The 13630-nt window shown below is 52.3% G+C and carries 14 protein-coding genes and 2 pseudogenes; 10 read left to right on the top strand and 6 right to left on the bottom strand.

Annotated features, from left to right (window positions below):
• Window positions 1–27: 27 nt before the first annotated feature.
• The 5 genes from yidC to D9736_RS11975 all read right to left on the bottom strand — a co-directional run bounded on the left by yidC (window position 28) and on the right by D9736_RS11975 (window position 2724).
• Window positions 28–1674, bottom strand: a complete 1647-nt coding sequence (yidC, locus tag D9736_RS11995; protein WP_064525945.1) for a membrane protein insertase YidC — start codon at window positions 1672–1674, stop codon at window positions 28–30.
• A gap of 2 nt (window positions 1675–1676) precedes the next feature.
• The gene (gene yidD, locus D9736_RS11990) at window positions 1677–1934 is read right to left on the bottom strand and encodes a membrane protein insertion efficiency factor YidD (RefSeq protein ID WP_001307474.1); all 258 of its coding nucleotides are present in this window, start codon (window positions 1932–1934) and stop codon (window positions 1677–1679) included.
• Window positions 1898–2257 (bottom strand): ribonuclease P protein component, encoded by a 360-nt coding sequence (gene rnpA / locus D9736_RS11985; protein ID WP_000239730.1) that lies wholly within the window; start codon window positions 2255–2257, stop codon window positions 1898–1900. The genes yidD and rnpA overlap by 37 nt, the downstream gene beginning before the upstream one ends.
• Window positions 2258–2273: 16 nt before the next feature.
• Window positions 2274–2414 carry a 50S ribosomal protein L34 gene (gene rpmH, locus D9736_RS11980; RefSeq protein WP_000831330.1) on the bottom strand — a complete coding sequence of 47 codons (141 nt, stop codon included), beginning with the start codon at window positions 2412–2414 and terminating at the stop codon, window positions 2274–2276.
• Between the two features lie 238 nt (window positions 2415–2652).
• A complete protein-coding gene (locus D9736_RS11975) occupies window positions 2653–2724 on the bottom strand; it encodes a hypothetical protein (protein ID WP_123057980.1) in 72 nt (23 codons plus the stop codon).
• 296 nt (window positions 2725–3020) lie between these two features.
• Here D9736_RS11975 and dnaA point away from each other — a divergent pair, with 296 nt between their 5' ends.
• From dnaA to yidA, 6 genes are all read left to right on the top strand, one after another.
• Window positions 3021–4421: a chromosomal replication initiator protein DnaA gene (dnaA, locus tag D9736_RS11970; RefSeq protein WP_000059100.1), complete on the top strand. Its 1401-nt coding sequence runs from the start codon at window positions 3021–3023 to the stop codon at window positions 4419–4421.
• 4 nt (window positions 4422–4425) lie between these two features.
• Window positions 4426–5526 carry a DNA polymerase III subunit beta gene (dnaN, locus tag D9736_RS11965; protein WP_032236956.1) on the top strand — a complete coding sequence of 367 codons (1101 nt, stop codon included), beginning with the start codon at window positions 4426–4428 and terminating at the stop codon, window positions 5524–5526.
• Window positions 5526–6599 (top strand): DNA replication/repair protein RecF, encoded by a 1074-nt coding sequence (recF, locus tag D9736_RS11960; protein ID WP_000060112.1) that lies wholly within the window; start codon window positions 5526–5528, stop codon window positions 6597–6599. Before dnaN ends, recF begins: the two co-directional genes overlap by 1 nt.
• 28 nt (window positions 6600–6627) lie before the next feature.
• Window positions 6628–9042 (top strand): DNA topoisomerase (ATP-hydrolyzing) subunit B, encoded by a 2415-nt coding sequence (gene gyrB / locus D9736_RS11955; RefSeq protein ID WP_130258391.1) that lies wholly within the window; start codon window positions 6628–6630, stop codon window positions 9040–9042.
• 239 nt (window positions 9043–9281) lie between these two features.
• Window positions 9282–9680 carry a YidB family protein gene (locus D9736_RS11950; protein ID WP_205712847.1) on the top strand — a complete coding sequence of 133 codons (399 nt, stop codon included), beginning with the start codon at window positions 9282–9284 and terminating at the stop codon, window positions 9678–9680.
• 114 nt (window positions 9681–9794) lie between these two features.
• On the top strand, window positions 9795–10607 hold the full coding sequence (gene yidA, locus D9736_RS11945) for a sugar-phosphatase (RefSeq protein ID WP_130215106.1): 813 nt from the start codon (window positions 9795–9797) through the stop codon (window positions 10605–10607).
• Window positions 10608–10652: 45 nt separating this feature from the next.
• Here the strand turns inward: yidA and yidX are convergent, their stop codons facing one another.
• Window positions 10653–11309: a protein YidX gene (gene yidX, locus D9736_RS11940; protein WP_130258390.1), complete on the bottom strand. Its 657-nt coding sequence runs from the start codon at window positions 11307–11309 to the stop codon at window positions 10653–10655.
• Between the two features lie 277 nt (window positions 11310–11586).
• Here yidX and dgoR point away from each other — a divergent pair, with 277 nt between their 5' ends.
• The 4 genes and pseudogenes from dgoR (at window position 11587) to dgoD (ending at window position 13616) form a co-directional block, all read left to right on the top strand.
• Window positions 11587–12276, top strand: a complete 690-nt coding sequence (dgoR, locus tag D9736_RS11935; RefSeq protein ID WP_000174305.1) for a D-galactonate utilization transcriptional regulator DgoR — start codon at window positions 11587–11589, stop codon at window positions 12274–12276.
• 28 nt (window positions 12277–12304) lie between these two features.
• A pseudogene (locus D9736_RS11930) lies at window positions 12305–12406 on the top strand (2-oxo-3-deoxygalactonate kinase); the annotation flags it as partial.
• A pseudogene (locus D9736_RS11925) lies at window positions 12400–12471 on the top strand (2-dehydro-3-deoxy-6-phosphogalactonate aldolase); the annotation flags it as partial. The pseudogenes D9736_RS11930 and D9736_RS11925, both read left to right, overlap by 7 nt.
• The gene (gene dgoD, locus D9736_RS11920) at window positions 12468–13616 is read left to right on the top strand and encodes a galactonate dehydratase (protein WP_130258389.1); all 1149 of its coding nucleotides are present in this window, start codon (window positions 12468–12470) and stop codon (window positions 13614–13616) included. The pseudogene D9736_RS11925 and the gene dgoD, both read left to right, overlap by 4 nt.
• Window positions 13617–13630 lie beyond the last annotated feature (14 nt).

Below are 13630 nucleotides of genomic sequence, written 5' to 3'. Positions count from 1 at the left end.
CCCTTATTTTAGCGAAAACTCACCGAATCAGGATTTTTTCTTCTCGCGGCTATGCAGGCCACGTTTTTCCAGACCACGGTAAATCAGCTGCTGCTGAATAATGGTAACCAGGTTGCTGACGATATAGTACAGCACCAGACCTGACGGGAACCACAGGAAGAACACGGTGAAGATGACCGGCATAAAGGTCATGATCTTCTGCTGCATCGGGTCGGTCACAGTGGTCGGCGACATCTTCTGAATGAAGAACATCGTTACGCCCATCAGGATCGGCAGGATGTAGTACGGGTCCTGTGCAGACAGGTCGTGGATCCACAGTGCAAACGGCGCCTGACGCAGTTCAACGGAACCCATCAGCATGTAGTACAACGCCAGGAAGATTGGCATCTGGATAATCAGCGGGAAGCAGCCGCCCAGCGGGTTAACCTTCTCAGCTTTGTACAGCGCCATCATTTCCTGGCTGATACGCTGTTTGTCATCGCCCAGACGCTCACGCATAGCCTGAATCTTCGGCTGCAGCATACGCATCTTCGCCATGGAGGTGTACTGCGCTTTGGTCAGCGGGTACATGATGCCACGAACGATAAAGGTGATGATGATAATGGAGAAGCCCCAGTTACCCACAAAGCTATGGATCCATTTCAGCAGTTTGAACAGCGGCTGAGAGATGAACCACAACCAACCGTAATCAACGGTCAGATCCAGGTGCGGAGCAACAGCTGCCATTTTGTCCTGAATTTCAGGGCCGACCCACAGGGTGCTGTTCATCGCGCCAGTCTGACCTGGCTGAACCAGTACCGGCTGAGATTTATAGCCGATAGCGGCGATGCCGTTACCCAGATTAGCGGTGTAGAAGTTGTTGGTGCCGTCGTTATGCGGGATCCACGCAGTCGCGAAATACTGTTGCAGCATCGCCACCCAACCACCTTTCGAAGAGATGTTCAGGTTTTCGTTATCGGCAATGGTATCGAACTTGTATTTCTCGTACTTCTCGTCAGGCGTGGAGTACGCCGCGCCACGGAAGGTATGCAGTGCGAAGTTGCTGCTTCCAGTATCGAGATGCGGTGGCAGATTGATGGATTGCTTCAACTGGCCAAAGGTGGAGATCTCCAGCGGTTTTTCGCCAGCGTTCTGCACGTTGTAGTTGACGTTGACAGCGTAATCACCACGTTTCAGGACAAACGTTTTGGTAAACGTGTTGCCTGCCGCGTCGGTATACGTCATCGGCACCTGCAGTTCGTTTTGACCTTCAGCCAGCACATAAGCGTCTTTTTCAACGTTATACAGCGGACGCGGGCCGTTAGCCGGGTTATCCGGGCCATCACGACCGGTCAGACCGCTCTGTGCCTGATAAATAAACTGCGGTGAAGTTTCCAGCAGCTGGAACGGCTGGGTAGAGTTCAGCTCTTTCGGGTAAGCCGGGAGCAGAGCCTGTTCAACATCACCACCACGGGTGTTGATGGTCAGATCAAGCACGTCGGTCTTAACCGAAATCAGTTTCCCCTGGCCACTGGCCGGTACGCCCTGGTCGGCGGCGCTACCCGCTGCGGTGGTCGTTGTCTGCGTGGTCTGTTGGGCCTGAGGTTGCGGGTTTTTATCCTGCTCCCAGGCTTGCCAGATCATGAAAGACACGAACAGCAAAGCGATGACTAAAAGATTGCGTTGCGAATCCATCGTTAGTGTTCTCTGGTATCAAATGGTCCGGGCGGGACGGGATCGTCACCACCAGGGTGTAAAGGGTGGCATTTTAATACGCGTTTCACCGTCAACCAACTGCCTTTTATCACTCCAAACCTGCGCAATGCCTCAATTCCGTAGCTTGAACAGGTTGGAGTGAAACGACAATGCGGCCCGAGTAGCGGACTAATCAGGCGTTGATAGACCCGAATGAGGGCTATCAGGACCCGCGAGCCAGGCGACAGTGGCGGCGCCATAATTTTTCCAACGCTTCCGAGAGAGCACGGTTATCGAGGTCGGCAACCCCTTTTTTCGCCACCACCACGAAATCCATAGCCGGGAGTTCATGTTGGCGCAGACGGAAGCTTTCACGCGTCAGACGTTTAATCCGATTGCGTTCATGCGCGCGTCGAACGTTTTTCTTGGCGACAGTAAGACCGATACGGGGATGCCCCAGCGAATTCAGGCGGCCGAGAATGGTAATTTGCGGCGTGCCAGCCCGTTGTGGCTGCTGGAAGACGAATGTGAATTGACTGGGAGTTAACAAACGTAACTCCCTGGGAAATGCGAGCTTAACCACGCAGGGGTTAGCTATATTACTTAGAAACGGTCAGACGAGCGCGGCCTTTAGCACGACGACGTGCCAGAACCTGACGACCATTTTTAGTAGCCATACGAGCACGGAAGCCGTGAGAACGGTTGCGCTTCAGTACAGACGGTTGAAAAGTGCGTTTCATGGCGATTTCTACCTAAACTTGAATAAATTCAATGGCTTTATTGGATATCCGCCGAAAAATGAAACGATGGACACCGAAGCCATGGGTGATTAAAGAGGCCGGATTGTAATAATTGTACACTCCGGAGTCAATTCTCTTTCCTTATTTACCGCGCTTTTCCGCACCTTTTCGCTGGGAAAATGTACGGCTTCACACCAGTGAAAACCAGCATGGCGCGCCGGGGCGAGGATTATACGGGCTACCGGGTAAAGCGCAAGGATCGTCCAGGATCTTTATTAGATCGATTAAGCCTAATTTTGTCTAAGGTCATTAAATTTTCCAATATGCGGCGTAAATCGTGCTCGCCTTGCGGCAGGATCGTTTACACTTAGCGAGTTCTGGAAAGCCCTGTGGATAAATCGGGAAAATCTGTGAGAAACAGAAGATCTCTTGCGCAGTTTAGGCTATGATCCGCGGTCCCGATCGTTTTGCAGGATCTTGATCGGGCATATAACCGCAGACAGCGGTTCGTGCGTCACCCTCATGCAGGGTCTTTTCGACGTGCGTCAACAATCATGAATGTTTCAGCCTTAGTCATAATCGACTTTTGTTCGAGTGGAGTCCGCCGTGTCACTTTCGCTTTGGCAGCAGTGTCTTGCCCGATTGCAGGATGAGTTACCAGCCACAGAATTCAGTATGTGGATACGCCCATTGCAGGCGGAACTGAGCGATAACACGCTGGCCTTGTACGCGCCAAACCGTTTTGTCCTCGATTGGGTAAGGGACAAGTACCTCAATAATATCAATGGACTGCTAACCAGTTTCTGTGGAGCGGATGCCCCACAGCTGCGTTTTGAAGTGGGCACAAAGCCCGTGACACAAACGCTGAAAGTCCCTGCCAGCAATACAGTTGCACCCGCTCAGGCAGCGCAGGTGCAGCCGCAACGCGCTGCGCCTTCTACGCGCTCAGGCTGGGATAACGTTCCGGCTCCGGCAGAACCGACCTATCGTTCCAACGTCAACGTTAAACATACGTTTGATAACTTCGTCGAAGGTAAATCTAACCAACTGGCGCGCGCGGCGGCTCGCCAGGTGGCAGACAACCCGGGCGGCGCCTATAACCCGCTGTTCCTTTATGGCGGCACGGGGCTGGGTAAAACTCACCTGCTTCATGCGGTGGGTAATGGCATTATGGCGCGCAAGCCGAATGCCAAAGTGGTTTATATGCACTCCGAACGCTTTGTTCAGGACATGGTAAAAGCCCTGCAAAACAATGCGATCGAAGAGTTTAAACGCTACTACCGTTCCGTTGATGCGCTGCTGATCGACGATATTCAGTTTTTCGCCAATAAAGAACGATCCCAGGAAGAGTTTTTCCATACCTTTAACGCCCTGCTGGAAGGTAATCAGCAGATCATCCTCACGTCGGATCGCTATCCGAAAGAGATCAACGGTGTTGAGGATCGTTTGAAATCTCGCTTCGGCTGGGGGCTGACTGTGGCGATCGAACCGCCAGAGCTGGAAACCCGCGTGGCGATCCTGATGAAAAAGGCCGACGAAAACGACATTCGTTTGCCGGGCGAAGTGGCGTTCTTTATCGCCAAGCGTCTACGATCTAACGTACGTGAGCTGGAAGGGGCGCTGAACCGCGTCATTGCTAACGCCAACTTTACCGGACGGGCGATCACGATTGACTTCGTACGTGAGGCGCTGCGCGACTTACTGGCTTTGCAGGAAAAACTGGTCACTATCGACAATATTCAGAAGACGGTGGCAGAGTACTACAAGATCAAAGTCGCGGATCTCCTTTCCAAACGTCGATCCCGCTCGGTAGCGCGTCCACGTCAGATGGCGATGGCGCTGGCGAAAGAACTGACTAACCACAGTCTGCCGGAGATTGGCGATGCGTTTGGTGGTCGTGACCACACGACGGTGCTTCATGCCTGCCGTAAGATCGAGCAATTGCGTGAAGAGAGCCACGATATCAAAGAAGATTTCTCTAATTTAATCAGAACATTGTCATCGTAAACCTATGAAATTTACCGTAGAACGTGAGCATTTATTAAAACCGCTACAACAGGTGAGCGGTCCGTTAGGTGGTCGTCCTACGCTACCGATTCTCGGTAATCTGCTGTTACAGGTTGCTGACGGTACGTTGTCGCTGACCGGTACTGATCTCGAGATGGAAATGGTGGCACGCGTTGCGCTGGTTCAGCCGCACGAACCAGGGGCGACGACCGTTCCGGCGCGCAAATTCTTTGATATCTGCCGTGGTCTGCCTGAAGGCGCGGAAATTGCCGTGCAGCTGGAAGGTGAGCGGATGCTGGTGCGCTCCGGGCGCAGCCGTTTTTCGCTTTCCACCCTGCCAGCGACAGATTTCCCGAACCTCGATGACTGGCAGAGCGAAGTCGAATTTACCCTGCCACAGGCGACGATGAAGCGTCTGATTGAAGCGACCCAGTTTTCTATGGCGCATCAGGACGTTCGTTATTACTTAAACGGTATGCTGTTTGAAACCGAAGGTGAAGAACTGCGCACCGTGGCGACCGACGGCCACCGTCTGGCGGTCTGTTCAATGCCAATTGGTCAATCTTTGCCAAGCCATTCGGTGATCGTGCCGCGTAAAGGCGTGATTGAACTGATGCGTATGCTCGACGGCGGCGACAATCCGCTGCGTGTACAGATTGGCAGCAACAATATTCGCGCTCACGTTGGCGACTTTATCTTCACCTCCAAACTGGTGGACGGTCGCTTCCCGGATTACCGCCGCGTATTGCCGAAGAACCCGGACAAACATCTGGAAGCTGGCTGCGATCTGCTCAAGCAGGCGTTTGCTCGTGCGGCAATTCTCTCTAACGAGAAATTCCGCGGTGTGCGTCTGTATGTCAGCGAAAACCAGCTGAAAATCACCGCCAATAACCCGGAACAGGAAGAAGCGGAAGAGATCCTCGACGTTACCTATAGCGGTGCGGAGATGGAAATCGGCTTCAACGTCAGCTATGTGCTGGATGTCCTGAACGCGCTGAAATGCGAAAACGTGCGCATGATGCTGACCGATTCGGTTTCCAGCGTGCAGATTGAAGATGCCGCATCACAGTCGGCTGCCTATGTTGTCATGCCAATGAGACTGTAATGTCCCTCACCCGCTTGTTGATCCGCGATTTCCGCAATATCGAAACCGCGGATCTCGCTTTATCTCCCGGCTTTAACTTTCTGGTAGGTGCCAACGGCAGTGGCAAAACCAGCGTGCTGGAAGCCATCTATACGCTCGGCCACGGTCGGGCGTTTCGCAGTTTGCAGATTGGTCGCGTTATTCGCCATGAGCAGGAAGCGTTTGTGCTCCACGGGCGTTTGCAGGGCGAAGAGCGCGAGACGGCAATTGGCTTAACCAAAGACAAACAGGGCGACAGCAAAGTCCGCATCGACGGTACTGACGGGCATAAAGTCGCGGAGCTGGCGCATCTGATGCCAATGCAGCTGATAACGCCAGAAGGGTTTACTTTACTCAACGGCGGCCCCAAATACAGAAGAGCATTCCTCGACTGGGGATGCTTTCACAACGAACCTGGATTTTTCACCGCCTGGAGCAATCTCAAGCGGTTGCTCAAGCAGCGTAATGCGGCGCTGCGCCAGGTGACACGTTACGAACAGCTACGCCCGTGGGATAAAGAATTGATCCCGCTGGCGGAGCAAATCAGCACCTGGCGCGCGGAGTATAGCGCCGGTATCGCGGCCGATATGGCTGATACCTGTAAGCAATTTCTCCCTGAGTTTTCTCTGACTTTCTCTTTTCAGCGCGGCTGGGAGAAAGAGACAGAGTACGCTGAGGTGCTGGAACGTAATTTTGAACGCGATCGCCAGCTAACCTACACCGCGCATGGCCCGCATAAAGCGGACTTACGCATTCGCGCCGACGGTGCGCCGGTGGAAGATACCTTATCGCGTGGGCAGCTTAAGCTGTTGATGTGCGCCTTACGTCTGGCGCAAGGAGAGTTCCTCACCCGTGAAAGCGGGCGGCGGTGTCTCTACCTGATAGATGATTTTGCCTCTGAGCTTGATGATGAGCGTCGCGGGCTGCTTGCCAGCCGCTTAAAAGCGACGCAATCACAGGTCTTTGTCAGCGCGATCAGTGCTGAACACGTTATAGACATGTCGGACGAAAATTCGAAGATGTTTACCGTGGAAAAGGGTAAAATAACGGATTAACCCAAGTATAAATGAGCGAGAAACGTTGATGTCGAATTCTTATGACTCCTCCAGTATCAAAGTCCTGAAAGGGCTGGATGCGGTGCGTAAGCGCCCGGGTATGTATATCGGCGACACGGATGACGGCACCGGTCTGCACCACATGGTATTCGAGGTGGTAGATAACGCTATCGACGAAGCGCTCGCGGGTCACTGTAAAGAAATTATCGTCACCATTCACGCCGATAACTCTGTCTCTGTACAGGACGACGGGCGCGGCATTCCGACCGGTATTCACCCGGAAGAGGGCGTATCGGCGGCGGAAGTGATCATGACCGTCCTGCACGCAGGCGGTAAATTTGACGATAACTCCTATAAAGTGTCCGGCGGTCTGCACGGCGTTGGTGTTTCGGTAGTAAACGCCCTGTCGCAAAAACTGGAGCTGGTTATCCAGCGCGAGGGTAAAATTCACCGTCAGATCTACGAACACGGTGTACCGCAGGCTCCGCTGGCGGTTACTGGCGACACCGATAAAACCGGTACGATGGTGCGTTTCTGGCCCAGCCTCGAAACCTTCACCAATGTGACCGAGTTCGAATATGAAATTCTGGCGAAACGTCTGCGTGAGTTGTCGTTCCTCAACTCCGGCGTCTCCATTCGTCTGAAAGACAAGCGTGATGGTAAAGAAGACCACTTCCACTATGAAGGCGGTATCAAGGCGTTCGTTGAGTATCTGAACAAGAACAAAACGCCGATCCACCCGAATATCTTCTACTTCTCCACCGAAAAAGACGGTATCGGCGTTGAAGTGGCGCTGCAGTGGAACGATGGCTTCCAGGAAAACATCTACTGCTTTACCAACAACATTCCGCAGCGTGACGGCGGTACTCACCTGGCAGGCTTCCGTGCGGCGATGACCCGTACCCTGAACGCCTACATGGATAAAGAAGGCTACAGCAAAAAAGCCAAAGTCAGTGCCACTGGCGATGATGCGCGTGAAGGCCTGATTGCCGTTGTCTCCGTGAAAGTGCCGGACCCGAAATTCTCCTCCCAGACCAAAGACAAACTGGTTTCTTCTGAGGTGAAATCGGCGGTTGAACAGCAGATGAACGAACTGCTGGCAGAATACCTGCTGGAAAATCCGGCCGACGCGAAAATCGTGGTTGGCAAAATTATCGATGCTGCCCGCGCCCGTGAAGCTGCGCGTCGCGCTCGTGAAATGACCCGTCGTAAAGGTGCGCTGGACTTAGCAGGCCTGCCGGGCAAACTGGCGGACTGTCAGGAACGCGATCCGGCGCTCTCCGAACTGTACCTTGTGGAAGGGGACTCTGCGGGCGGCTCTGCAAAACAGGGGCGTAACCGCAAGAACCAGGCGATTCTGCCGTTGAAAGGTAAAATCCTCAACGTCGAGAAAGCCCGCTTCGATAAGATGCTGGCTTCCCAGGAAGTGGCGACGCTGATCACCGCGCTTGGTTGCGGTATCGGTCGTGACGAGTACAACCCGGACAAACTGCGTTATCACAGCATCATCATCATGACCGATGCGGACGTCGACGGCTCGCACATTCGTACGCTGCTGTTGACCTTCTTCTATCGTCAGATGCCGGAAATCATCGAACGCGGTCACGTTTACATTGCCCAACCGCCGCTGTACAAAGTGAAGAAAGGTAAGCAGGAACAGTACATTAAAGACGATGAAGCGATGGATCAGTACCAAATCTCCATCGCACTGGATGGTGCTTCCTTACATACCAACGCCAGCGCACCCGCTTTAGCGGGTGAAGCGTTAGAAAAACTGGTGTCTGAGTACAATGCGGCGCAGAAAATGATCGTGCGTATGGAGCGTCGTTATCCGAAAGCAATGCTGAAAGAGCTTATCTATCAGCCAACGCTGACGGAAGCCGACCTTTCCAACGAGCAGACCGTTACCCGCTGGGTGAACGCGCTGGTCAGCGAACTGAACGACAAAGAACAGCACGGCAGCCAATGGAAGTTTGATGTCCACACCAATGCCGAGAAAAACCTGTTCGAGCCGATTGTTCGCGTGCGTACCCACGGCGTGGATACTGACTACCCGCTGGATCACGAGTTCATCACTGGTGGCGAATATCGTCGTATTTGCACGCTGGGTGAGAAACTGCGTGGCTTGCTGGAAGAAGATGCGTTTATCGAACGTGGTGAGCGTCGTCAGCCGGTAGCCAGCTTCGAGCAGGCGCTGGACTGGCTGGTGAAAGAGTCCCGTCGCGGCCTCTCCATCCAGCGTTATAAAGGTCTGGGCGAGATGAACCCGGAACAGTTGTGGGAAACCACGATGGACCCGGAAAGCCGTCGTATGCTGCGCGTTACCGTTAAAGATGCGATTGCCGCCGACCAGCTGTTCACCACGCTGATGGGCGATGCCGTTGAACCGCGTCGTGCATTTATCGAAGAGAACGCCCTGAAAGCGGCGAATATCGATATTTAATGGCGTTAACAATGCGAGCGTGCCTGATGCGCTACGCTTATCAGGCCTACAAGACTTATGCAATGTATTGAATTTTCATGATTTTGTAGGCTGGAGAAGGCGTTAACGCCGCATCCGGCAAGAAGCTTTAAGAAAAGGGCGGAGATTATCTCCGCCCTTTTTATTTCTGCAATCCGCAATTATCATCCCGCAGAACTATACTTTTTGAGTCAACACGTAACGCTTTACAGGTGATTATCATGGGGCTTTTTGATGAAGTTGTCGGTGCCTTTCTGAAAGGCGATGCGGGGAAATATCAGGCGATTTTAAGTTGGGTTGAGGAGCAGGGCGGCATTCAGGTGCTGCTGGAAAAACTGCAAAGTGGCGGCTTAGGTGCCATTCTCACATCCTGGTTGAGTAACCAACAAAGTAATCAACCGGTGAGCGGAGAACAACTGGAGTCGGCGCTCGGCACAAATGCGGTGTCCGATCTTGGACAAAAACTCGGTGTTGATACCAGTGCTGCTTCCAACATGCTGGCGGAACAATTGCCGAAGATTATTGATGCTCTATCGCCGCAGGGCGAAGTTTCGCCACAAGCCAATAACGATTTGCTTTCCGCAGGCATGGAATTGCTGAAAGGAAAACTTTTCCGCTAAGCAAAAGGGGAGCACGCAACGCGCGTTGCATCCCCGTTTTCCATCAGGTGTTGTACTGATTTTTGAGCGCAATCGCGTTAGCATGGGTCAGGAAACAATCTACCTGGGGAACTCATGGCTATCAAACTCATTGCTATCGATATGGATGGCACCCTTCTGCTGCCCGATCACACCATTTCACCCGCCGTTAAAAATGCGATTGCCGCAGCTCGCGCCCGTGGCGTGAATGTCGTGCTAACGACGGGGCGCCCTTATGCAGGCGTTCACAACTACCTGAAAGAACTGCACATGGAACAGCCCGGCGACTACTGCATTACTTACAACGGCGCGCTGGTACAGAAGGCTGCTGATGGCAGCACCGTGGCGCAAACAGCATTGAGCTATGACGACTATCGTTTCCTGGAAAAACTTTCTCGCGAAGTCGGTTCTCATTTTCACGCCCTGGACCGCACCACGCTGTACACCGCCAACCGCGATATCAGCTACTACACGGTGCATGAATCCTTCGTTGCCACCATTCCGCTGGTATTCTGCGAAGCGGAAAGAATGGACCCCAATATACAGCTCCTGAAAGTGATGATGATTGATGAACCCGCCATCCTCGACCAGGCTATCGCGCGTATTCCGCAGGAAGTGAAAGAGAAATACACCGTGCTGAAAAGTGCGCCGTACTTCCTCGAAATCCTCGATAAACGCGTTAACAAAGGCACTGGTGTGAAATCATTGGCCGACGTGTTGGGCATTAAACCGGAAGAAATTATGGCGATTGGCGATCAGGAAAACGACATCGCAATGATTGAATATGCAGGTGTTGGTGTGGCAATGGATAACGCTATTCCTTCGGTGAAAGAAGTGGCGAACTTTGTCACCAAATCCAACCTTGAAGATGGCGTGGCATTTGCTATTGAAAAGTATGTGCTGAATTAATCAGTGGACGGGCAAACAGCATGAATGCGTTTGCCCGCTTACTGATTATTGGTTTACTGCATATACAACCAGAAATTGCAGCGGTGCAGTGATGATGTCCAGCGTAACAGTCACTGGCAGTAATGCTGCGGTAACACCATCCGGAATGCCACTGGATGAATAGTATTCATAAAATCGCACTTTAAATGGATGGTAGAAAGCCATCACCTTTGAGTAATCCATGTTTTTATTTTTCTCATGGATTGTGCCTTTGAGGTTTTCCAGTGACTTGGTACAGTGTTGAACACCACAGGCAAAACCATAATGCGTTGCCAGTGCCTTTTCTTCTTCGTTATTCCAGTAGTAGTAAAGCGATAACGTGCCGGTAAATTTCTTTTTCCCCGCGTTTAAAACAAATCTTGCGTCGTCAGCAACCTGAATATTATGCCTGTTTAGTGCTGGATCATTGAGCATCTTAACGATGTCATCGGCGCCGTCAGTGATAAGGTAATCCAGAGATTCCCCCACAAAAACATAGCCTTTTGTTCCGTTACTATCTTTTGCCTGCGATAGCCCCGTGATGGTGTCTGACTGCGATTGATACTTTCCTGAAGTACCCTTTGCGGTATGGGAAACCAGGGCATACGAGATACAGCCTGAAAGCATCAGCGCCAGTGGGAATAAACCGGCAGCCTTAAAAAATCCCTTAAAATTCAACTTCATGATTAATCCTTTAAACAAGAGTGCTAAGCCGTTGAAAGCATACTCTTATTTCCCTCCTGATTAGCGCCCGACATCCCTTTTCAGATTTCTGCCCGGCGCATGTCATTTTTCATGCATTGTTCTTTTTGTGATCTAAATTGTAGTACAACAATATAACTTTGTACTACATTACACGCACAGTAAACGCGAACGTCATCACGCTGGTACTACAAAGTTGCCGCGTTATGCATCGATCGGGGTAAAGTAGGGAAGAACATACAGAGCACAAGGACTCTCCATGACTCTCAATAAAACCGATCGCATCGTCATTACGCTGGGTAAACAGATCGTTCACGGCAAATACGTGCCAGGCTCGCCGCTTCCGGCCGAGGCGGAACTCTGTGAGGAGTTTGCAACCTCGCGCAACATCATCCGTGAAGTGTTCCGTTCGCTGATGGCGAAGCGACTGATTGAAATGAAACGTTATCGCGGGGCGTTTGTAGCACCGCGTAACCAGTGGAATTACCTCGACACTGACGTACTGCAATGGGTGCTGGAAAACGACTACGACCCACGGCTTATCAGTGCAATGAGCGAAGTACGAAATCTGGTGGAACCTGCGATTGCCCGCTGGGCGGCGGAGCGCGCGACCTCCAGCGATCTGGCGCAGATTGAGTCCGCGCTGAACGAGATGATTGCCAACAATCAGGATCGCGAGGCGTTTAACGAAGCGGATATTCGCTATCACGAGGCGGTGTTGCAGTCGGTGCATAACCCGGTGTTACAGCAACTTAGCATTGCGATCAGTTCGTTGCAGCGAGCGGTTTTTGAACGAACCTGGATGGGCGATGAGGCCAACATGCCGCAAACGCTCCAGGAACATAAGGCGCTGTTCGATGCGATACGGCATCAGGACGGCGATGCGGCAGAGCAGGCGGCGCTTACCATGATCGCCAGCTCGACACGAAGGTTAAAGGAAATCACATGACAGTGTGCTACATCGCAATTGACTGGGGAATATCTCTATAATCCCCAGCGTGTGCCTCTCTCATGACGATAACCACAATGATATGCGTGGTGAAGAAACCCAATTGCACGGCGCGCAGGCACCGGGCAATCCGTAGAACGTACCACGTAGCAGGCAGCAGCATTTGTTAAGGCGTATCGAGAGGCAGTGCAATGAAAATCACCAAAATTACCACGTATCGTTTACCTCCCCGTTGGATGTTCCTGAAAATTGAAACCGATGAAGGCGTGGTCGGTTGGGGCGAGCCCGTGATCGAAGGCCGCGCCCGTACGGTGGAAGCGGCAGTTCACGAGCTGAGCGACTATTTGATTGGTCAGGATCCATCGCGCATCAACGACTTATGGCAAGTGATGTATCGCGCCGGATTTTATCGTGGCGGTCCAATCCTGATGAGCGCCATCGCCGGGATCGACCAGGCGTTATGGGATATCAAAGGCAAAGTGCTGAATGCGCCAGTCTGGCAACTGATGGGCGGCCTGGTTCGCGACAAAATCAAAGCCTACAGTTGGGTCGGCGGCGATCGTCCGACGGATGTTATCGACGGCATTAAAACCCTGCGTGAAATTGGCTTCGATACCTTCAAACTGAACGGTTGTGAAGAACTGGGGCTAATTGATAACTCCCGCGCGGTAGATGCGGCAGTCAACACCGTGGCACAAATTCGTGAAGCTTTTGGCAATCAGATTGAGTTTGGTCTTGATTTCCACGGTCGCGTCAGCGCGCCGATGGCGAAAGTACTGATTAAAGAACTGGAACCGTATCGCCCGCTGTTTATTGAAGAGCCGGTGCTGGCGGAACAAGCCGAATACTATCCGAAACTGGCGGCACAAACGCATATTCCACTGGCGGCGGGTGAGCGCATGTTCTCACGCTTCGATTTTAAACGCGTGCTGGAGGCGGGCGGTATTTCGATTCTGCAACCGGATCTCTCCCACGCAGGCGGTATTACCGAATGCTACAAAATTGCCGCAATGGCAGAAGCCTATGATGTGACCCTTGCGCCGCACTGTCCGCTTGGACCGATTGCACTGGCGGCTTGCCTGCATATCGACTTTGTTTCCTATAACGCGGTACTTCAGGAACAAAGTATGGGCATTCATTACAACAAAGGCGCGGAGTTACTCGACTTTGTGAAAAACAAAGAAGACTTCAGCATGGTTGGCGGCTTCTTTAAACCGCTAACGAAACCGGGCTTAGGCGTGGAAATCGACGAAGCTAAAGTTATTGAGTTCAGTAAAAATGCCCCGGACTGGCGTAATCCGCTCTGGCGTCATGAAGATAACAGCGTAGCAGAGTGGTAATTCCTGCCACGTAA

This window comes from Escherichia sp. E10V10 (assembly GCF_004211985.1).
Taxonomy (GTDB): Bacteria; Pseudomonadota; Gammaproteobacteria; order Enterobacterales; family Enterobacteriaceae; genus Escherichia.
Note: the sequence above shows the minus strand (reverse complement) of the source record. Positions and strands in the feature narration are given on the sequence as shown.